The 19,442-nt window shown below is 49.4% G+C and carries 22 protein-coding genes; 11 read left to right on the top strand and 11 right to left on the bottom strand.

The window, feature by feature from the left end:
• Window positions 1–165 precede the first annotated feature (165 nt).
• The 5 genes from FJ023_01560 to FJ023_01540 form a co-directional block, all read right to left on the bottom strand.
• Window positions 166–543, bottom strand: a complete 378-nt coding sequence (locus FJ023_01560) for a transcriptional repressor (GenBank protein ID MBM4446024.1) — start codon at window positions 541–543, stop codon at window positions 166–168.
• A 198-nt stretch (window positions 544–741) separates the two neighbouring features.
• Window positions 742–1,224: a PaaI family thioesterase gene (locus tag FJ023_01555; GenBank protein MBM4446023.1), complete on the bottom strand. Its 483-nt coding sequence runs from the start codon at window positions 1,222–1,224 to the stop codon at window positions 742–744.
• Window positions 1,225–1,311: 87 nt separating this feature from the next.
• Complete coding sequence (locus FJ023_01550) at window positions 1,312–1,821, bottom strand: hypothetical protein (GenBank protein ID MBM4446022.1); 510 nt, start codon at window positions 1,819–1,821, stop codon at window positions 1,312–1,314.
• The gene (locus tag FJ023_01545; GenBank protein ID MBM4446021.1) at window positions 1,748–2,029 is read right to left on the bottom strand and encodes a zinc-ribbon domain-containing protein; all 282 of its coding nucleotides are present in this window, start codon (window positions 2,027–2,029) and stop codon (window positions 1,748–1,750) included. Before FJ023_01545 ends, FJ023_01550 begins: the two co-directional genes overlap by 74 nt.
• A gap of 169 nt (window positions 2,030–2,198) precedes the next feature.
• Complete coding sequence (locus FJ023_01540; GenBank protein MBM4446020.1) at window positions 2,199–2,960, bottom strand: cyclase family protein; 762 nt, start codon at window positions 2,958–2,960, stop codon at window positions 2,199–2,201.
• Window positions 2,961–3,391: 431 nt separating this feature from the next.
• Between FJ023_01540 and ligA the strand changes: the two genes are divergently transcribed.
• Together ligA and FJ023_01530 are read left to right on the top strand one after the other, a co-directional pair.
• Window positions 3,392–5,422: an NAD-dependent DNA ligase LigA gene (gene ligA / locus FJ023_01535; GenBank protein ID MBM4446019.1), complete on the top strand. Its 2,031-nt coding sequence runs from the start codon at window positions 3,392–3,394 to the stop codon at window positions 5,420–5,422.
• 151 nt (window positions 5,423–5,573) lie between these two features.
• Complete coding sequence (locus FJ023_01530; protein ID MBM4446018.1) at window positions 5,574–6,155, top strand: aminoacyl-tRNA hydrolase; 582 nt, start codon at window positions 5,574–5,576, stop codon at window positions 6,153–6,155.
• A 32-nt stretch (window positions 6,156–6,187) separates the two neighbouring features.
• On the opposite strand, the gene FJ023_01525 is transcribed toward FJ023_01530, so the two are convergent.
• The 3 genes from FJ023_01525 to FJ023_01515 all read right to left on the bottom strand — a co-directional run bounded on the left by FJ023_01525 (window position 6,188) and on the right by FJ023_01515 (window position 8,937).
• Complete coding sequence (locus FJ023_01525; GenBank protein ID MBM4446017.1) at window positions 6,188–6,763, bottom strand: flavodoxin family protein; 576 nt, start codon at window positions 6,761–6,763, stop codon at window positions 6,188–6,190.
• Window positions 6,764–6,822: 59 nt separating this feature from the next.
• Window positions 6,823–7,266 (bottom strand): peptidylprolyl isomerase, encoded by a 444-nt coding sequence (locus tag FJ023_01520; protein ID MBM4446016.1) that lies wholly within the window; start codon window positions 7,264–7,266, stop codon window positions 6,823–6,825.
• A gap of 90 nt (window positions 7,267–7,356) precedes the next feature.
• A complete protein-coding gene (locus FJ023_01515) occupies window positions 7,357–8,937 on the bottom strand; it encodes an FAD-dependent oxidoreductase (protein MBM4446015.1) in 1,581 nt (526 codons plus the stop codon).
• A 126-nt stretch (window positions 8,938–9,063) separates the two neighbouring features.
• Between FJ023_01515 and FJ023_01510 the strand changes: the two genes are divergently transcribed.
• From FJ023_01510 to FJ023_01480, 7 genes are all read left to right on the top strand, one after another.
• The gene (locus tag FJ023_01510; protein ID MBM4446014.1) at window positions 9,064–10,032 is read left to right on the top strand and encodes a phospholipase; all 969 of its coding nucleotides are present in this window, start codon (window positions 9,064–9,066) and stop codon (window positions 10,030–10,032) included.
• A gap of 221 nt (window positions 10,033–10,253) precedes the next feature.
• The gene (locus FJ023_01505; GenBank protein ID MBM4446013.1) at window positions 10,254–10,481 is read left to right on the top strand and encodes a hypothetical protein; all 228 of its coding nucleotides are present in this window, start codon (window positions 10,254–10,256) and stop codon (window positions 10,479–10,481) included.
• Between the two features lie 20 nt (window positions 10,482–10,501).
• The gene (gene rpsU / locus FJ023_01500; GenBank protein MBM4446012.1) at window positions 10,502–10,702 is read left to right on the top strand and encodes a 30S ribosomal protein S21; all 201 of its coding nucleotides are present in this window, start codon (window positions 10,502–10,504) and stop codon (window positions 10,700–10,702) included.
• 11 nt (window positions 10,703–10,713) lie between these two features.
• Entirely contained in the window at window positions 10,714–11,043 is a 330-nt protein-coding gene (locus FJ023_01495; GenBank protein MBM4446011.1) for an RNA-binding protein, read from the top strand.
• Between the two features lie 62 nt (window positions 11,044–11,105).
• The gene (locus FJ023_01490; protein MBM4446010.1) at window positions 11,106–12,245 is read left to right on the top strand and encodes a DEAD/DEAH box helicase; all 1,140 of its coding nucleotides are present in this window, start codon (window positions 11,106–11,108) and stop codon (window positions 12,243–12,245) included.
• A gap of 349 nt (window positions 12,246–12,594) precedes the next feature.
• On the top strand, window positions 12,595–13,422 hold the full coding sequence (gene tcmP, locus FJ023_01485) for a three-Cys-motif partner protein TcmP (protein ID MBM4446009.1): 828 nt from the start codon (window positions 12,595–12,597) through the stop codon (window positions 13,420–13,422).
• A 10-nt stretch (window positions 13,423–13,432) separates the two neighbouring features.
• On the top strand, window positions 13,433–14,158 hold the full coding sequence (locus FJ023_01480; protein ID MBM4446008.1) for a phage Gp37/Gp68 family protein: 726 nt from the start codon (window positions 13,433–13,435) through the stop codon (window positions 14,156–14,158).
• A 135-nt stretch (window positions 14,159–14,293) separates the two neighbouring features.
• Here the strand turns inward: FJ023_01480 and FJ023_01475 are convergent, their stop codons facing one another.
• Window positions 14,294–15,265 (bottom strand): hypothetical protein, encoded by a 972-nt coding sequence (locus FJ023_01475; protein ID MBM4446007.1) that lies wholly within the window; start codon window positions 15,263–15,265, stop codon window positions 14,294–14,296.
• Window positions 15,266–15,380: 115 nt separating this feature from the next.
• A complete protein-coding gene (locus FJ023_01470) occupies window positions 15,381–15,830 on the bottom strand; it encodes a hypothetical protein (protein MBM4446006.1) in 450 nt (149 codons plus the stop codon).
• Window positions 15,831–16,018: 188 nt separating this feature from the next.
• On the opposite strand from FJ023_01470, the gene FJ023_01465 reads away from it, so the two are divergent.
• Both FJ023_01465 and FJ023_01460 read left to right on the top strand, forming a co-directional pair.
• Window positions 16,019–16,906, top strand: a complete 888-nt coding sequence (locus FJ023_01465; protein ID MBM4446005.1) for a hypothetical protein — start codon at window positions 16,019–16,021, stop codon at window positions 16,904–16,906.
• A 238-nt stretch (window positions 16,907–17,144) separates the two neighbouring features.
• Window positions 17,145–17,534, top strand: a complete 390-nt coding sequence (locus FJ023_01460; protein ID MBM4446004.1) for a cupin domain-containing protein — start codon at window positions 17,145–17,147, stop codon at window positions 17,532–17,534.
• A 30-nt stretch (window positions 17,535–17,564) separates the two neighbouring features.
• Here the strand turns inward: FJ023_01460 and recN are convergent, their stop codons facing one another.
• Window positions 17,565–19,340, bottom strand: coding sequence for a DNA repair protein RecN (gene recN / locus FJ023_01455; protein ID MBM4446003.1), 1,776 nt, complete (start codon window positions 19,338–19,340; stop codon window positions 17,565–17,567).
• Window positions 19,341–19,442: the final 102 nt, after the last annotated feature.

Raw genomic sequence — 19,442 nt, 5'->3', positions numbered from 1 at the left:
TACACCGCAGCGAGTGTCTTGTGTTGCCTTGACCTTCGCCCTTATCTCAGCCAACAGCTCCCACGCCCCCTCCTCATCATGGTCAATAATGACCTGCTCCAACCTGGTTACCTGCTGCTCATCGAGTGCTATTACCGCTTTTGCCATGAACCACCTCCCAGACAATCAACTATCCTGGCACTCCCGGCATACTCCACGAAACTCAAGCTTATGGTATACAACCATGAAGCCTGTTTTCCGGGCTATACTGCCATTAATCTCTTTGTTCACCGGCTCATCGACATCAAACACCTGGCCGCACTTCTCACATCTGAAATGATAATGGTTATCTTGTCTGGCATCGAACCGGCTCACAGTACCGCAAATGTCCAGCTCTGATATCTCCCCGCTCTGGCATAGCAATCTGAGATTACGATATACTGTCCCCAAGCTGATGTTAGGTATCTCCTTCTTCACCTCGTTATATAACCAATCAGCCGTGGGATGAGAGTTCGTACCCCTCAACACCTCGATAATAGCCTCTTTCTGTTTAGTTCTCCTCATTGCCTTTATTAATAATAGTTATCGTTATTTGTATTATACAGGAATCTTTAATTTTGTCAATAGGGCTTTTTATTGGGTAGTGGGTCAATTTGAAATAGAGGACTTTTGAAATTTTTCTAGCAGGAGCATTTAGTACCTGTTTTTTCCTTGAAGAGAGCATTATTCCAAAAGATCGGAAATCGGTAATAGACTGGAGTATCACTGAGGGTAGTTAGCCAGAAATTCACGCAATATCGACTCATCCACTTTTCCGATTTTCGCGAGGCTGGAAAGGCTCGGAAACATCCACTTGCTTTGACTCTCCGCCAGGAGCTTGCCATCTAAAGAATGGACAGTAGCGCGTAAGACACCATTCCTGTCGTCATGGCTGACAATCTGCCCTTCCACAACGATTTCGGTATTAACCTCTGTCGGGTTCAGGTAGCGAATTGTCATCTCTAGAGTGACTCCAAACCGCCCCAGGCGAGAGATGATTGTCCACTCACACACCTCGTCCATTAGAAGGTAAATAATTCCACCATGAGCCAATCCACCAATTCCACATAGGTAGTCAGGGATCACACACTTGGTAAAGCAACCTTGCTCGGAGAACCAGAAGCGAAGTTTCAAGCCACGCTCATTCGTTGTTGAGCAGCCGAAACAGCGACCCTTCCAATAGTTTATAACTTCTCGCTCAGTCATATAAGCCTCCTCTCTCAAGAATTTAGCCTAATTATGACAGGCCCCCGAAAATCAGTCCAGCCGTAACATTATGTCCAAATAGACCCACTACCTTTTATTGTACAGTGTTCTTCTTTTAGGGCTAACGATAAGCCTCAGCCCCTCAATGTTCACAACCACAATCTCGTCGCCGACTTCCAGCTCTGACTCAGCACACGTAGCCTTCCACAGCACACCCTGGACTTTGACATAGCCATCGGGAGCCAGCCGTTTAGTCACTTTGCCCTCATTGCCGATTATAGTCTCAGCAGACACCTTCGGCCTCATGAGAAAGGTCGGCCTGCCTATCCGGTACATGATGTAGGAATGTACGGCTAAAGCTGCCATCAAAATAGCCAGACCCCGCAGCGGAATATTTATGTTGAACAAATGTGGCAGCACCCAGAGGACGACAGCCACCAGCATAGCTTCCTCAAGCATCCAGCCTAAAACCGCTTGCACTTTATACCAGAGCGGCGGTTTAGGCTTCATTTCAGGCTCACCCCTACTCCGCATTATATCGCCCTTCGCCACAAAGATAAGCACAATTCGGACAGTATCTCGAGTCGGCGGGAACATCGGCTCCGCAATTAGGGCAACAATTGCCTAACTTCACACCGCAAGTGCCGCAGTATTTATAACTTAGGAGATTTTGTGAACCGCATTTTGCGCAGGCCTTTTCCGGCTGCTGCACCCCTGGAGCCAGCTGCGTCCCACAAGCCGCACAAAACCGATAGCTCATAAGATTCTCCTCTCCACACTTAGGGCAGAGGAACGTTTCTACCATGTTAGCAACACCCCATGCTCATACATAACCGCATTCTTCTCAAAAACAACCTCAATTTTAGCCGTTTGAAGCCTTTGTCTCAAGGCATAATTATAATTATGTGAGGCACTGTGCTTACAACGCTACAATTCTCCGGTCAGGCAAAAGCGAAAAAAATCCCGAGGTGGTATCAGCCCTCAAGTATGGCGACAACACGAGCCCAGCCGGCGCTGCCGCCGGTGAGCTTCACCGGGAAACAAGCCACTTTGAAGCCGAACGGCTTGGACAGCTTGTCTAAATTTGCCAGCTTCTCTATATGGCAATATTCGTTGTCTTTGCCAACGAAGTGGGCACCCCACAGCACGCTTTTGTCACCAGTTTTGGCAAACTCCTCTTTTATTGCCCAGAACGGTCTATCCCACCCCCAGGCATCGATTCCCATAACCCTAACGCCCTGCTCTATTAACCAAAGGGTGGACTCCGTGGTCATACCGCAGCCAGCCTCAAAATACTCCGCTTTCCCCCATAATTTGTCAGCACCGGTCTGTATCATCACAATGTCCCAGGGCTTAATCTTGTAGCTAATCTTCTTCAAGGCTGCTTTAAGGTCGTCCACTGTTATGCCGGAGCCACGAGGCTTATGCCTCATATCCAGCACCGCGCCATCATGATAGAACCACTCTAAGGGCATCTCATCGATAGTCCTGGCTCTCTTTCCTTCAGAAGTGGGGAAGTAATGCCATGGAGCGTCAACGTGAGTCCCGGCATGTGCCCCCAGCGTTACGCTGTCATTAGCCCAACCCAACCCTTGTGGTAAGTCCTGCTCGGTGCAGCCGAAGAACATCTTCATCAAACCGACAGCCTGCTGATGAGGCTCATGAGTTACCTTCACCGGCAACGGCTCGCTGGGACTATCTTCCGTGGGAACGCTCAAATCTATTATCCTCACCATATCTCGCCTCCAACAATGCCCATGCCAAGATTATGGCATAGGGAGGGTCAGTTGGCAATAACATAAGTTCATATCTATCCGGATCTCAGGACTGTATGCCTGCTCCCACACATTATAAAAATCTTAAATTCTAATCCCTAAGCACTAAACAGATGCAAAACCCAAAATACCAATAACCAAAACACTCGCCTTTTTGTCATTGCGAGGTATAAAGTGCCGTGGCAAACTCAATTCACCTCCACTGTCATTACGAGGAGCGCTAGCGACACGGCAATCTTTGTGGGGAATGGACAACGGGAGATTGCCACGCTTCGCTCGCAATGCCACAAAAAACAGAGACCGCGCTCTTGATGACATTGAGCCGGTTATAGTCCCACCGCTGCATATTTAATCCTGTTTTTACAACGTGCTATACTATCAATGAGGCTTTTATGGCTGGCATAGCTGAGGCAAAACAGAGGATAAATAAGCTAAGGGAGCTGATTAACCACCACAACTATCGCTACTACGTGCTGGACAGCCCGGAAATCAGCGATGCTGAGTACGATGAGCTTATGCGTGAGCTTACGCGGCTCGAGGAAACACACCCCGAACTCATCACACCTGACTCGCCCACTCAGCGGGTAGGAGCTGCACCGGTTGAGGCCTTCGGCGTTGTCGAGCATCCTCAGCCCCTGCTCAGCCTGGCAAACGCTTTCTCCGATGAAGAGCTTGAGGCCTGGTACCGACGGGCTTCCAACCTTGTGGGCGGTCGCGACACCGACTTCGTCTGCGAGCTTAAAATCGATGGCCTGGCGGTAGCCCTGACCTACGTTAACGGCCTGCTTGAGGTCGGCGCCACCCGTGGCGATGGCCTCCGCGGCGAGAACATCACTCAAAACCTGAGAACTGTAAAGAGCATACCACTCTCCGTGCCTAAGGAAGCACCACCACGGTTTGAGGTCAGGGGCGAGGTCTATCTGCCCAAAACTGGCTTCAAGAAGCTGAACGAGGAGCGAGCTAAGGAGGACCTGCCTCTCTTTGCCAATCCTAGAAACGCCGCCGCCGGCTCGGTAAGGCAGCTAGACCCCAGGATTACGGCTCAGCGGCCTTTGGATATTTTCATCTACGGCTTGGGCTGGGCTGAAGGCAAGGCAGTCCCGGAAACTCACTGGGAAATCATGCAATACCTGAAGTCGCTGGGCTTCAAAGTAAATCCCAATATCGCCCTCTGCCGTACCATCGATGAAGTGAAGAACTACTACGCAAAGTGGGTTAAGGATGAAGAGGCACTACCTTATGAGGCCGATGGTGTGGTGGTGAAGATAAACTCCATTCCCTTCCAGCTTGAGCTGGGATACGTGGGACGCGAGCCGAGATGGGCCATCGCCTACAAATTCCCTGCCGTTCAAGGCACCACTCGCCTTCTGGACATCGGCATAAATGTGGGGCGGACGGGCAGCCTTAACCCCTATGCCATACTGGAGCCTGTCCAAGTAGGCGGAGTAACCATCAAGCACGCCGCACTTCACAATGAAGAGGACATCCATCGCAAGGACATCCGCATCGGCGATTGGGTCGTCATACAGCGGGCCGGCGAGGTGATACCCGAGATAGTCGAGCCAATCGTCAGCCGCCGCACCGGCAAGGAAAAGGCTTTCCACATGCCCAAGACCTGCCCGGTATGTGGCGCTGAGGTCATAAAACCTGAGGGCGAGGCCATGCACCGCTGCACCAACGCCGCCTGTCCCGCCCAAGCGCTGGAGAGAATCAAGCACTTCGTCAGTCGCGGCGCTATGGACATTGAAGGCGTCGGTGAGAGAATGTCCCAGGCGCTGTTCGAAGCCGGGCTGATAAAAGATGTCGGCGACATTTATAGTCTCAACGAGAAAAGGGAACAGCTACTCAACATGGAAAAGCTGGCAGAAAAAAGCGTCGCCAACATACTCAACTCCATTGAAAAGAGCAAAGGCCGACCTCTGCCGCGGGCCATCTTCGCCTTAGGCATACCCAATATCGGAGATGAGACGGCTGAGCTGCTGGCTGAGCATTATACCAGCCTTGATGACTTAGCCCGGGCGACGCCGGAAAAACTCCAGGAAATTCCCTCCATCGGCCCCAAAATTGCCGACAGCATAGTAGCTTTCTTCCGCCAGGGACAGAATAAAAAAATCATTGAGAAGCTGAGAAAGGCCGGCGTAAAGCTGGAGGCGGAAAAAGTTGGGACTAAGGACTTGCCACTGGCAGGGCTCGAGTTCGTCATCACCGGCACGCTGAAATCCTCGGCCCGCCCGGAAGCCGAAGCCAGGGTCAAAGCTCTGGGTGGCAAAGCTGGCTCCGATGTCACCAGAAAAACCAACTACCTGGTGGTCGGCGAGGACCCCGGCTCTAAGCTGGCACGAGCCCAGATGCTGGGCACAAAAACGCTCACCGAGTCCGAGTTCCTGGAGCTTTTGAAAAGGTCGGAAAACAAACTAAAATAACAGGGGATTAAAAACAAACAATTTAGCGGCGGGGCTTTAGCCCCACCTCAGGCGACAGGGGGATTGAAAGGGGCGCAGCCCCTTTCACAATACTTCTTTCCCCTCTCCCCTTCGACAGGGGAGAGGGCAGGGTGAGGGGTTGAAAAACAATATGAATCTAATTGTAGGACTAGGCAACCCGGGCAAAGCATATGCCCACAACCGCCACAATATCGGCTTCCGCTGCCTGAACCACCTAGCCAAGCTCCACTCCATCCCCGTGAAGCAGCACCAATGCCTGTCCCAAACCGGCAGCGGTAAAATAGCCGGCTTTAAAGTGCTTCTGGCTAAACCCAAGACTTTTGTCAATCTCAGCGGCGAGGCGGTTGGACGGCTGATGCGCAAATATAAAATCCAGCTAGATAACCTGATTGTAATCTGCGACGACCTCGATTTGCCTCTGGGCAAGCTCCGCCTCCGCGCCGGTGGCAGCACTGGAGGCCACAAAGGAATAAACTCAATAATCTCGGTCCTGGGGAGCGAAGACTTCCCCCGCATTAAGGTAGGCATTGGCCGCCCGACCACAGAGGACGGGACAGCCATCACCGACGAGGATATTATAGTTGGCTACGTGCTCAGCGACTTCACCCCACGGGAAGATGATATAGTCAAGCCAGCTATTGCCAAAGTCGCCAAGGCTATCGAGTGTATCTTAACTGAAGGCATAACCGCCGCCATGAACAAATTCAACTAAGCTCACCGAAAAGGTAACGAAAAGAAAGGCAACTATACTGATTTCGGGCTGTGGGCCGAGGTCAATATCTCCGCCAGCCGCCCGCCCAGCTTTCGCGCTTCCTCGATTAAGGACGGGCTACTTTTTACTTCGCCAGGTTTGCTGGCGTACCCGGTGACCGTTACTATCCTATCATCGGGAATATCGGCGGATAGCTTCACGAACCGTCTCAATGCCCTGACGGTATGCTCCAGACCAGCCCCACCACCAATTACAATCAAACCAGCACAAAACATTTTAGGGGAAATTTCGTGGGTGTAGAGGAAATAGTTTCGGTCGACAAAGGCTTTCATTTGAGCCGTCATATTATAGTAATAGACCGGACTGCCCAGAATGATTCCATCTGCGCTAATAAATTTATCCAGAATCATAGGGGCATCGTCATCATGCTTGCAAGCTGAAAACGAAGCACAGTTCTCATGCCCATCGCAGGGGCTTACTCGATATTTAGTCAAAATAATCTTCTCCGTCTCAAAACCGTGGGTGGCTGCTTCCTTGAGCGCCTGGTCAACAAGGTAGCTGGTATTCCCTCCAGGTCTGGGACTGCCAACAATAGCCAGAATCTTCATTATTTTCCCTTCGATTTCGGTTGATTTGAGTGATGATACCTAAAGGGCGATTAGACAATTTACTGTATTTTTACCAGCTCAATTTCAAAAGTCAGGTCTCTCCCGGCAAGAGGATGGTTGGTATCTAAAGTGACCGTGTTGTCAGAGACACTGATAATAGTGACCAGGCTTGTTCCACCATCCGGTCGCCTCATCCCCAATCTCTGGCCAACCTCCGGAGTTATGCCACTGGGAAGTTCTTTTCGGGATACTTCCAGCATCATGTCATCACGATATGGTCCGTAGGCCTCATCTGATGGGATGATAACGGTTTTCTTTTCACCAACTTTCATACCCAGAACAGCTTTTTCAAACCCAGGAATCATCTGACCTGCACCCAAAGTAAACTCCAAAGGTTCACTCCCAATTGATGACTGAGATACGGTTCCGTCTGCCAGTTTTAAAGTATAGTGCACTTGAACGGTATCGCCATTCTTGGCTTGGGCTGCATTACATCCTGTCATCATCACTCCAATCATCAGAATTACCGCTAGAACAATGTAGCTGATTTTAAACACACTAACCTCCAATCTTTATATATATTAAGCTTCCGGTCAACGGAAGACCGGCGGCAGTAGCTGCAGGTAGTCCTTGCCGGCTATGGCGCTGGCACAGATAAACCCGGAGTGGGCAGCGCCCTCGATGCCCCCTTCGTTAAGACGTTTGCCGTATGTATCCCCGGCAAAATACAGCCCTTCGACGGTGGGGCATTTCACATCCACCCACTCATCTTCTGGGTGCCGCCACAGTATGCAGGTATCTCCAACGGCAAACAACATGAACTCCAGCGATTTTCGCCAGCCCGAAAATACAGTATCCGCAAACTTCAACATCCTGTCAATCACTATATCCACTTTCTTCTTATCATGGGCTTCGGTATCCAGGATACTGCTGGCCATACCCAGCAGATGCTTGCCTTCGGGGGCACTTGTGGGTGCAATTGCAGACATAGCCACTATGTCAAGTGGAACATTGCCCCGGAACAGCCCTTCGCTCTCGGGAATCAACATCGAGGTATGGTAAAAAGACCTGGGGTCTACCTCAAGCTCACAGAAAGTATTAATCGGTTTAGTCATGCCGAACTGGCCGGCAACCATAGAAGTATGTATTATCTTTTTAGTTAATCTAACAAAATCCGCTGGTAGCAGGCTCTCGTGCAAGATTTTCAGCAATGCCTTTGGCGGGGCAGTGCAGACTACCACGGGGGATTTTATTTCCATGATTTTACCATCAATTTCAGCCACAACGCCAGCCGCTTTTCCATTATGGATGATAACCTCTTTGACCCTAGCATTTGTAACTATGTCGCCTTCAGCGTCTTTGACCACGGCAGCAAAACCCTCGGTAATGAAACGGTGCCCGGGTGCCCCGGCGAAAGCCCAGGAACCATTGGTAATATGCACACCAGTTTCCTGGACTTGTAAAAATACCTTCAAATTCTCTCCAGCAGCGTTTAGCGCCGGGTCATTAATGATTGTCTGGAAAGTCCCCATGGCATAGTGGAATTCTTGTGCCAGTTCGCTTTCAGTTATCCCTTCCACCCAATCTTTCAAGGTCACATGGTCGAGTTTTTCAGCTTCAGCTATGGTACGTACCAGGAACTTGCGCTTATGGACCTTCACCATCTCAGCGTAATCTTCATCGCTCATCCAGCCATACTTCTCTCTCCTGCCCACGATGTAAGGCTTCCAGTCATGGTCATACCACACAAAGCCTACGTTGGGATAGAAAATCGAAGCCTTATTAAACAGTGCCAGGGCATGGCTTACACGTCCCCGGTTGGTGTACCAGGCGCCCCTGCCACCAGCTTCGAGGACATATCCATTAAGCATCTTCTTCTTTATCAGCGTGGGCAGATCAGGCTCAGTCCTATCACTAACCCAGGAGTGAGCAGACAGCGCCAGCGTTTTACGGAACTCGTCGGCATCTATAATACCTTCTCCGCGGAATGATGTAGCACGCCCCCCAATCTGCGACGAAGCCTCAAGAATGAGAACCTTCTTATGTTCCATATTTGATAATATGGCACCGACAACCGACCCGGCTATCCCGCAGCCAACTACTATGACATCATAATTGTTGGAGATTTTCGCAGACATTTTTTTCTCCTCTTTTGGATGAAGGGTACCTGCCATATCCTGGCTTACCTGCGCCAGGCATTATGGCATTTTACACCTCAATTCGCTGATTGGCAATTTTTGCTGTTAAGAGCTTGACAAAGGCGGCACAGACATTTAAAGTGCGGGAAATTGAGCAAAATAATGAACACAAAAAGATTATCCTGCCTGGTTTTCCTGATTCTGGTGCTGGTCTTTGCCTTGCAGAGCTTTAGCTGTACGCCCGGCACCGATTATTCCAGTACGGTAAAACATGATTACTCGGAATCAATCGTTAGTGGAGGGCTGGAACGCACCTACAGCGTCCACATCAGCAGTTCCTATGACCCGAGCCAACCGACCCCGCTGGTCATTGTGCTGCACGGCGGCGGAGGCACAGGCCAGGGCATGGTCAAACTCACCGGCTTCAATGCCGTTGCCGACAGAGAGAATTTCATCATTGTCTACCCTGATGGCTTCGGAAAGCACTGGAACGACGGCAGGGGGGTACAATGGCAGTCCCACGTTGAAAACACTGATGACGTCGGCTTTATATCTGCTCTGATAGACCAACTTTCACATGAACTGAATATTGATGCCAAAAGGGTTTATGTAACCGGCATATCCAACGGAGGCATGATGTCGCACCGCCTTGGCTGCGAACTATCCCAGAAAATAGCGGCTATCTCTCCTGTTGCCAGCAACATACCGGTAAACAAGGCGCCAGTATGGTCGCCATCACGGCCGATGCCAGTTTTGATAATCAACGGGACCGACGACCCCCTTGAGCGCTGGGAAGGTGGCGAAATCCGCCTGGGGAGAAACACATACGGGGTAGTCCTGTCTGTAGCCGATACAGTCAAATTCTGGGTTGAGAAGAACCAGTGCTCCTCATCGCCGGTTATCACACAACTGCCGGACAAAGACCCCTCCGATGGCACCACAGTGCGGACGGAAGTCTACGGAGGCTGCGAAGGTGGCGCTGAAGTGGTTCTTTACGCCATAGAAGGTGGCGGGCACACCTGGCCCGGTGGATTACAGTACCTGCCCGAATCAATTATCGGCAAGACATCCCGGGAATTCAACGCCAGCGAGGTAATCTGGCAATTCTTCAAAGAACATCCGATGGAGTAACGTTCCGTCATTTTGTTACTACAAAGGGAAGTAGCACACTGTAAAAAGTAGCCCGGAGTACAGGTGACCCCGCAGAAATTTTACATAAGGCACGTTTTAGCGTATAATGGTTGAAGTAGTTCCAGTTTAGGTTGTTACAAGCTTCTTAGAATCCGCTCAGATTTATTTTAAGCATTGGATGACCGAACTCTAACTAAAATTTAGAAGAGAAGAGGTATCCAATGAATTTTCAGGACAAGACGCTCCACTGCACCGCTTGCGGGACTAATTTCAATTTCAGCACTGATGAGCAAGGGTTTTTCGCATCCAAAGGCTTTACTAACGAGCCCAAACGCTGCCCCTCCTGCCGTCAGGCAAGGAAATCAGGACACTACGTAAACAGTTGCTACAGCTCCTCAGGCCAGATTTTAGGCCGTGCGCAGGCCCGGCTGGCCAGTTTACTAGTCTGACTAGAATTAGGTGATTTATTATGTCGGTAGAAGTACAGATACGTCAGGGTGAATCCCAGGATGCTCTGCTGCGTCGCTTTCAGAAGCAGGTGCAGCTAAGTGGAATCATGCGTGAGGCGAAAGCCAATCTCCGCTTCGTGTCCAAGAGAGACGCTTACCGGATAAAATCAAGAAACAGCGCCCGGCGGAGACGGCAGCAGGCTAATAGAGGACCGCGCTAGGGGGTTCCATCATGAATATCTATGTGGGTAACTTACCGCTTGAGTTGACCGAAGACGAGCTCCGGAGGGAATTCTCGGTTTTCGGGCAGGTGAAATCCGTCAGCCTCATAAATGACAAATACACCGGCAGCAGACAACCGCGGCTATATGCCTTTGTTGAAATGGACTCGAAGGTAGAAGGCGAAGCCGCAGTTTTCAACCTCAAAGGCAAAGAAATAGGTGGCCGGGTAATTGAAGTTATCTCGGCTCTTCCCCTTTCGGACAACAAAGATAAATGGTTCTTAAATAGCAAGAGAGTTAGCCGTTATCATAACAAAAGACAGCAAGGACACCAGGCCTAAGTTGAATCGCCTCTCCCAAATTGGACACCAATCAGTTAAAAATAACTTTTCAAGGAGTTTTTGTGAATTTCGAAGCATTTAATTTTCATCCGAGCGTTATAGCCGGTGTGCGAGCGCTTGGTTATACTACGCCCACACCCATCCAGGTTAGAGCCATCCCTCCCATAATGCAGGGCCGTGATGTCATCGGCCTGGCACAGACCGGCACCGGCAAGACAGCCGCCTTCGTGCTGCCCATTTTGCAGCGTCTGCTGCAGTCCCCCAGGGGGCGGGTCAATGCTCTCATAATCTCGCCCACGCGTGAACTCGCTGAGCAAACCTGCGAGGCTATTACTGACCTGGGCAGTCAAACCCGACTGCGAAGCATCGCTATTTACGGTGGGGTGAGCATGCAGCAACAAATGCAGGGGCTGCGCGACGGGGTCGAAATAGCTGTTGCCTGTCCCGGCCGCCTGCTGGACCACATCTGGAAGGGCACAATCGATTTATCGCATGTGGAAGTTCTTGTTATCGACGAGGCGGACCGGATGTTTGACATGGGCTTTCTGCCGGACATTCGTAGTATTTTGAAATGTCTCACCAAACAGCGCCAGACGCTCCTTTTCTCGGCCACCATGCCTGACGATATCCGGCGTCTGGTCCAGGATGTCCTGCACCAGCCGGTTACGGTTCAAATCGGCCGCACGGCGCCGGCACTCACGGTATCGCACGCGCTGTACCCGGTTGAGCAGCATCGCAAGACTGCGCTGCTGATAGAGCTCTTACGGCACATCGAAACGGAGTCGGTACTTGTCTTCACGCGTACCAAACACCGCACCGAGCGTGTCATGCAGCAGCTGAAAAGAGCCGGGTTCAGAGCCACCTCATTGCAGGGCAACCTGACTCAGGGCAGGCGTCAGGCTGCCATCGATGGCTTTCGTGACGGCTCGGTTAAAATCCTGGTAGCGACCGACATCGCCGCCCGCGGCATTGACGTATTGAGTATTTCGCACGTCATAAATTACGACATGCCTGAGACCACGGATGCCTACACGCACCGCATCGGCCGCACCGGACGTGTTGAAAAAAACGGCGATGCCTTAACCTTTATCACCGGTGCCGATACAGCCAAGGTCCGGGCTCTTGAGCTTATTCTCCAGGCAAAACTGGAGCGCCGGAAACTGCAAGGCTTTGATTACTCGGAGCCCGCTGCCGCCAGATAACAAATACATCCGCTCCCCAGGTCAATTACGACGGCGCATATCACCAAATGATAGGATTAGTAACAGAAAGACATTTTGCCGGGTAACAAAACATCGTATCGCGTAGCTATATTCTGTCTATCCCAGGCACCTTAGCCATATATTCTTTCGGGAGCCCTGGCGACGGGCATACCTGGCCCGGCGGCTTACAGTACCTGCCGGAATCAGTGATTGGCAAGACATCCCGGGAATTCAACGCCAGCGAGGTAATCTGGCAATTCTTCCAAGAACATCCGATGAAGTAGCATTGCCTCATTTACTCGGCCGAGCTTGTTGCGTATTACTATTGAGGCTATAATGTGCCCCAGACATGGGCTTGAAATTAGACAGAATCGGCTATTGGTCAGAAATCAAGCTTGACATCCTGCGACAATACGCACAGGCATACTCCACGATTCTTACTAATACAAACCTATATCACGTTTACATCGATGCCTTTGCTGGAGCTGGTAGGCATATTTCTAGGCGGACGGGAGATTTGATACCTGGAAGTCCAATAATCGCCCTTGAGATTGTCCCTCCTTTTAAAGAGTACTTTTTCATTGACATAGATAGTTCCAAGGTCTCAGAACTGACAAAGAATACATCGCACAGACCTGAGGTCCACATCTACGAGGGCGACTGCAATGAGAAATTACTCAAAGAAGTATTCCCAAAAGTGCAGTACAGGGATTATCGTAGGGGCCTTTGTCTCCTTGATCCGTATGGTCTTCATCTTAACTGGCAAGTAATAGAGACTGCTGGACAAATGAAAACTATTGATATGTTCCTGAACTTCCCAGTAGCAGACATGAATCGTAATGTATTCTGGCGAAATGTCGATGGTGTGGACAGGGCGGATATCGAGCGCATGAATGCATATTGGGGTGACGAATCCTGGAGAACTGTTGCCTATAGCCAAGTACCTAGTCTATTTGGAGGGGACAAGGAATTAAAGATGACCAATAAGACGATTGCGCAAGCTTTTCGAAAAAGATTACTCGAAGTCGCGGGATTCGAATACGTGCCGCAACCACTTGCGATGCGCAACTCGCGGGGTTCTGTCATATACTACCTTTTCTTCGCTTCTCAACAATGGGTGGCTGATAAAATAGTTAAAGATATAGTTAAAGATATTTTCAAAAAGTACACTAGGTAGGCATTGCTTTATGGCCGCGTTATCGTCAATAGAATGGACACAATCGACATGGAACCCGGTGACTGGCTGCAGTAAAGTCAGTCCCGCTTGCAAGAACTGCTATGCGGAGCGCATGGCATTAAGACTGCAAGCAATGGGCCACCGTAGATACGCCAATGGATTCAAGTCCACCATGCATTATCAGTTGCTCAGCCTCCCACTCAAATGGAAAAAGCCACAAATGATATTCGTGAATTCGATGAGCGACCTGTTCCATGAAGAAGTTTCTGAAGAGTTTATTTTAAGCGCGTTTGACACTATGAAAACAGCTCGCTGGCACAATTATCAGATATTAACCAAGAGAACTGAGAGACTGGTTGAGTTAGATTCAAAACTGCCCTGGGCCGAAAACGTCTGGATGGGCGTTAGCGTCGAGAATGAGGATTATACATTCCGAATAGACCATCTTCGTAATACAGGGGCAAAAGTCAAATTTCTCTCGTTGGAACCTCTCCTCGGACCTATACCTAGCCTTAATCTGGAAGGAATTGACTGGGTAATCGTAGGTGGTGAGTCTGGTCCTCGGCCTAGGAAAATGGAAATGTCTTGGGTACTCGACATACGGGATAAATGCCAGAACGTGGGAATATCTTTCTTCTTCAAGCAGTGGGGAGGAAGAAGTAAGAGGAAATCAGGCCGAGAACTTGAGGGGCGAACTTGGGATGAGATCCCCGCGCCAAAGAGCCAGAATCTGTGATTGGCAAGATGTCCAGGGAATTCAACGCCAGCGAAGTAATCTGGCAATTCTTCAAAGCACATCCAATGGAGTAGCACTTCGTCATGTTGTTATTATCAGAGGGAAGTCATGGTGGCGAATTGCATGCCACAGGTACTATACGTTGTCAGCAATTGATTCGAGCAGTCTGTAAAACCATTGGCAAAACTCTTCGCTTTCTTCAAAGACTGCTTCCTGCCATCGCCCAGACGTCTTTACAAGATATGAGCCTGAGTCATCGTTACAAAGCCGTCCTTTACCTTTCATCACTGAGAGACATTTCTCATACAAGAAGCCTGGTAGTCTCCATCGGCTGGGTATCCATGTTTCTGTTTCCTGAGCAGAGGCAGTAAGAAGTAGGTCTTTGTTTAATCTAGGGAAATAGCCGCAACCAGGTAAATTGCTACCGTCATTGAACAGAAAATCGTCGGCGATATATAGGGTGTTCTTTCCCTTCTTCTTGTGTGCATGCATCTCAAAATACTTTTTAGTGGCATGAGGGTGCCGTGACCGTAAGCTCTGGTCATCAATATCCTCGTATTGCTGGATAACTTTTTTGACCTTAAGCCACCCGTATATGAAATACAATCCTCCGTCGAGGTGCTCAGGACTGATATCAGTAACAATCATTTTCTCACTGTTTTTACCTATGGGCTTGAATCGACTAAAGAACAAGAAGAGACTACCTTTATCTACGCCTTGGTTTTGTAGTTGCGCTTGTGCGCTATCTACCTGGCCAAATGCACCTACCTGATGATTTGAACCTTCTGCTAACCACGGACATGGCCCAAGCCAAGGATCGAAATGGGCATATTTCTTAGTGATGCCTTCTTTGACTTTATTACCAAAACCAAGCGCCTTAGAGTTAATCAAATCCTTTAGAGTCTCGGCGTCAATTCCGGGTAAATAATTTGGTTCGATTTTAATCTGTTCATATCTTGTTCTATTACCAATATTTTTCCCAATTTCACCATCTGGAATCGGTAATACAACATATTTACCAGTCTGGGGGTCAAATGGTGAGTAATCTCCCCCAGCACTAGAATCAAAGCCTTTTCGGCTCAATACAACCTTTCCAAATTTGTGCATTCGTTTTTTTCCAATTACTATCTTATCGCTACAGGCTAACAAAACAGCATGAATCTATGTTAGCCAATTGTATAATTCAGCTTGAGGTAAAGAGATTTTTGTAATTGGCTAGATATTACGTGAGACTGTTGATATGAGCTAGGCTGCACTCATCACACAGTGGTATCCAATCAGGGGCATTATCATCAAGTGTGATCCAGCCTTCGGCTTCATTGGCGGGTATGAAGCCAGTAACAGGCATTCCACCGCATTTATGACATTTCAAGTCTGCCATTTCTTCTGCGATCTCTTCTCGTGTTGCTCTGGCTTTAGCCCATCGCTTCTCTGTTATCTTAGGATTATTAAAGTGTTTATCGCACGCCGGCATTAACCAGCCATCATCTTTTGTCGGTATCCAATGAGTAGGTATTTCACCACAGATCAAGCAGTCGGGGAAATTCATATGGAAGTTATAGGATTCTTCATGGTTGTTGAAGTTAACTCCTTTGATCAGCTCATTCCACCATTTGTCCATTTCCTCAACAGTCATTTCCTTCCACGTTTTAGCAGTTACTCTCTTCCCCATTAGTTATCTCCTTCCTTAACAATTATACAACCAAACATGATAAAGTAGTATATCCATACTGTCTTCGTATAAACCTATGCCCCTTGGCTATAAGAGTCGTACCGTTAGTCAATGCAGTTTTGATTTTCATTTTTCATTGCCGTAATATTGTGCTACACGCCCTAAGAAGATAGTGCGGGAGTGGGTGGGTGAATAAAGCATCTATGGTCTTGCAGTTTTTTGCCCGATTAAGTTGCCTCTATGATGGAAGATTCCTTAGGCCTCTCTGGAGCAAATACCCTGATCGCGATGACAATGACTGGGACGCCCTGAGTATATTTCTGGAGGGTTATGCTTTTGCTCGCCAGGGGGCTCCGAGCAACTTTGCCCATGCAGGCTGTGCTGCACTTCGCAAGATAAGAGAGAGCGGCTTCACACTGGCAAATCCCGATGTGGCAAGTGAACTGTGGGCGAAATTTTCAACCAGTCTTCATAATACTGACTTGAACTACGCTAACAACCCGCTATGTCCGAAGGAAACAGAATATAGGCGTAAATACAGGGGCACGTCAAGGACGTCAAGAACCTCCCGGTCGTCCGCTTTGGAATTTCTGGTAGCACTCTCGCGAAGGGGCGAATCAACCAACATAATTGCGTACGCTAAACAAAATTTAGAACGGGAACACCTTCGGACAGTTCATCAGCTGTTATCAAATGAAATTAACGGAATTGGGAATAAGATAGCCTCGTTTTTTCTACGTGATGTTGCAACCTTCTATCATATCTTGCCTTCAAAAGACCGGCACCTACTGCAGCCGATAGATACCTGGGTAAGGCGTGTGTCTGAACAACTCATGGGGAGGCAGATGCCTGACGAAGAGATAGCAATGTGGATTGTCCAAGAAGCAGAGAAGAGTGTCGTCAGCTCTGAGGCAGTCAATCAGGGTATGTGGTATTTTGGAAGTCAGATCGGAGGCTCGGAGTATCGGGTATCATGTGCCCTTGATGACCTCAAACTCGCGAAAGTCCTTGTTGACGAACACATTGATGCTTTGCAGTCAGAGTTGGAAGCGTGGAGACGGTCCTCATTTGGATAAAGTAACAAACAGCCATAATGTGCGATTGAATTTGTTAATTTGGGCAAACGGTGGGCTATCTATATGAGAGGCTTTGTTCTTTCAAGCGACCTTGCGGTTGTCTTGCTTCCAGGCTTCTGCCTTTTGAATCACGGCGCGGGCATCGGTCAGGGCCACTGTTGACGGGCGGACGGTGCTCGTGCTAAATTTAGCTGACAGAATGTTATGTCATTAACGAAATTATCTAGGAGGCGAACGGATGGCAGGATATGTGGGACCAATTGAAAAACGAACTTTAGGTAATGATTATTTTAGGCAAGTATTGTTTACGGGGAGGTACGCTCAGCTTGTGGTAATGTGTTTACAACCGGGTGAAGAGATCGGTAACGAGGTGCATTCAAATGTTGATCAGTTCTTTCGCATCGAACAAGGCGAAGCAATTTTTGTTTTCAATCAAAAAGAGAGGCATTCGGCAAAAAATGGCGATGCTGTCATAGTTCCGGCAGGCACGCACCATAATGTAATAAACAGTTCGAGTAAGACAAAACTGAAGTTATACACCATATACTCTCCTCCTAACCATCCCGACAAGACCGTGCATAAGACGAAGGCCGAGGCTGAGAAAGCTGAAGCGGAAAAACATCACTAGCAGGGCAAAGGCTGTACTAAAAGTTATATATCAGGAGCCCTGGCGCTGGTCTTGCTTCCAGGTTTTTGCCCTTTGTATCACGCCGCGGGCATCGGTCAGGGAAACTTCAGTGTACTGCGGACCGGCAAGCATGACGGCAATCTCTTGGGTACGAGCCTCGCCTTCAAGTGACTGAAGCATGCTGACAGTCCGAGCGCCTGACTCTTCCTTGTGAACGTTGTAATGGGCGTCGGCATAAGCAGCAATCTGTGGAAGATGAGTTACGCAAATCACCTGGCGATTCTGAGCTAATGCCCACAGCTTCTTGCCAATAATTTCGCCGCTACGTCCACCGACACCGATGTCTATCTCGTCGAAAATGAGAATGGGGATACTATCAACCTCCGACAGAGCACATTTCAGCGCCAGGGTAAAACGGGAGATTTCACCTGTAGAGGCGATTTTGGTTATAGGCTTGACAGGCTCGCCGGGATTGGTCGATGCCATAAACTCAACTACATCAACGCCTTCGTTGTTAAAAGCGTAAGTTTTTTCGTCAGGTAGAGGAATACCTTCTTCAGCTTCCTCCCGGGTTATGGACACCTGGAATTCAACCTGCGACATGCTCAAATCCTGGAGCTCCTTCTTCACCTCGGCAACCAGCTTCTCCGCCGTCGCTGAGCGCGCTGTCGAGAGCTCGGAGGCTATCCTGCCCATCTCCACCTTGAGCTCAGTGCGCAGCTTCTCCAGCTCGGCCTGCCTCTCCGAAGAACGGGAGATTCCCTCCAGCTCTTTTTCAGTCTTCTCCAGGTAGCTCAGTATGTCAGTGACGGTCTGCCCGTATTTCCGTTTTAGACTTTTTATAACCTCAAAACGCGACTCCACCTCTTCCAGCCGCTCCGGGTTCTGCTCTAACCTGCCGCTGTAAGCGCTGATTTCCCGCGCCGCCTCCTCGACCCGGTACACCGCGTCTTCCAGGGAACTTAACTGCTGGCTGAGCGTGGGGTCCAGCTCTACGAGCTTCTTCATAACTGCCAGCGCTTCATTCAATTTGTCCAGAGCCGGAGCTGAAGCACGCGAGGCATCTTCCCTGCCCAGCGCCTGGTAGGCTTCATAAGACATTGCCTTCAGCTTCTCAGCCGAAGACAGTAGAGTCCGTTCTTTTTCCAGCTCTTCCTCCTCACCGGGACGCAACTCAGCTTTTCTTATCTCATCGAGCTGGAAGCGCAGGAATTCCTGGCGGCGAGCGGCATCTTTCTCGGCTTCAACCAGCGACTTTAGCTCCTGTTCCAGTTTATGAAGCTCTGCCACTTTAGCGGTGAAGCTGTGCCGCAGCTCCAGGGTATGACCGTAGCCATCCAGGAAATCCAGGTGATACTTGGTATCGAGGAGAGACAGGTGCTCGCTCTGGCCGTGAATATCGATTAGCAGGCGTCCGATCTGGCGTAGAATGCCTCTGGTAACGGCACGTCCGTTGACTCTGACAATGCCGCGCCCGTGCCTTTTGGATTCGCAACTGATAACCAGATTATCCTCATCTGATTTCAAGCCATTTTCGTCCAGGAGTTCCCTGAGCTGCGTCAGATATTCAGTCTCGGGCAGGGCGAAAACACCTTCGATGTGGGCTTCGTCGCTGCCATGGCGGATAACCTCCTCGCCCACTTTCCCTTCCAGCAGCGTCTCCACGGCATCGATGAGTAGTGATTTGCCGGCACCTGTCTCGCCGGTGATGACGTTCAGACCGCGGCTCAGGTTCCAGCCTATATTCTCAATGATTCCAAGGTTCTTGACCCTTAATTCCAGTAACAAACCACCATCTCCCGCAATTAAAGTGTGTCTAGCTTATATTTTACCACTTATGAATCAAATCCTAAATCCTAATTTCTAAATCCTAAATAAATTCAAATATCCAAATTACTAAAGATTACA

The sequence above is a fragment of the Chloroflexota bacterium genome, from assembly GCA_016875875.1.
Taxonomy (GTDB): Bacteria; Chloroflexota; Dehalococcoidia; order GIF9; family UBA5629; genus 9FT-COMBO-48-23.
This window is presented reverse-complemented; position numbering and strand designations above follow the sequence as displayed.

Coding starts and splice junctions, on each gene's coding strand:
- FJ023_01560 (MBM4446024.1), bottom strand. CDS start 543: ATGAGGAGAACTAAACAGAAAGAGGCTATTATCGAGGTGTTGAGGGGT.
- FJ023_01555 (MBM4446023.1), bottom strand. CDS start 1,224: ATGACTGAGCGAGAAGTTATAAACTATTGGAAGGGTCGCTGTTTCGGC.
- FJ023_01550 (MBM4446022.1), bottom strand. CDS start 1,821: ATGTTCCCGCCGACTCGAGATACTGTCCGAATTGTGCTTATCTTTGTG.
- FJ023_01545 (MBM4446021.1), bottom strand. CDS start 2,029: ATGGTAGAAACGTTCCTCTGCCCTAAGTGTGGAGAGGAGAATCTTATG.
- FJ023_01540 (MBM4446020.1), bottom strand. CDS start 2,960: ATGGTGAGGATAATAGATTTGAGCGTTCCCACGGAAGATAGTCCCAGC.
- ligA (MBM4446019.1), top strand. CDS start 3,392: ATGGCTGGCATAGCTGAGGCAAAACAGAGGATAAATAAGCTAAGGGAG.
- FJ023_01530 (MBM4446018.1), top strand. CDS start 5,574: ATGAATCTAATTGTAGGACTAGGCAACCCGGGCAAAGCATATGCCCAC.
- FJ023_01525 (MBM4446017.1), bottom strand. CDS start 6,763: ATGAAGATTCTGGCTATTGTTGGCAGTCCCAGACCTGGAGGGAATACC.
- FJ023_01520 (MBM4446016.1), bottom strand. CDS start 7,266: ATGACAGGATGTAATGCAGCCCAAGCCAAGAATGGCGATACCGTTCAA.
- FJ023_01515 (MBM4446015.1), bottom strand. CDS start 8,937: ATGGCAGGTACCCTTCATCCAAAAGAGGAGAAAAAAATGTCTGCGAAA.
- FJ023_01510 (MBM4446014.1), top strand. CDS start 9,064: ATGAACACAAAAAGATTATCCTGCCTGGTTTTCCTGATTCTGGTGCTG.
- FJ023_01505 (MBM4446013.1), top strand. CDS start 10,254: ATGAATTTTCAGGACAAGACGCTCCACTGCACCGCTTGCGGGACTAAT.
- rpsU (MBM4446012.1), top strand. CDS start 10,502: ATGTCGGTAGAAGTACAGATACGTCAGGGTGAATCCCAGGATGCTCTG.
- FJ023_01495 (MBM4446011.1), top strand. CDS start 10,714: ATGAATATCTATGTGGGTAACTTACCGCTTGAGTTGACCGAAGACGAG.
- tcmP (MBM4446009.1), top strand. CDS start 12,595: ATGGGCTTGAAATTAGACAGAATCGGCTATTGGTCAGAAATCAAGCTT.
- FJ023_01480 (MBM4446008.1), top strand. CDS start 13,433: ATGGCCGCGTTATCGTCAATAGAATGGACACAATCGACATGGAACCCG.
- FJ023_01475 (MBM4446007.1), bottom strand. CDS start 15,265: ATGCACAAATTTGGAAAGGTTGTATTGAGCCGAAAAGGCTTTGATTCT.
- FJ023_01470 (MBM4446006.1), bottom strand. CDS start 15,830: ATGGGGAAGAGAGTAACTGCTAAAACGTGGAAGGAAATGACTGTTGAG.
- FJ023_01460 (MBM4446004.1), top strand. CDS start 17,145: ATGGCAGGATATGTGGGACCAATTGAAAAACGAACTTTAGGTAATGAT.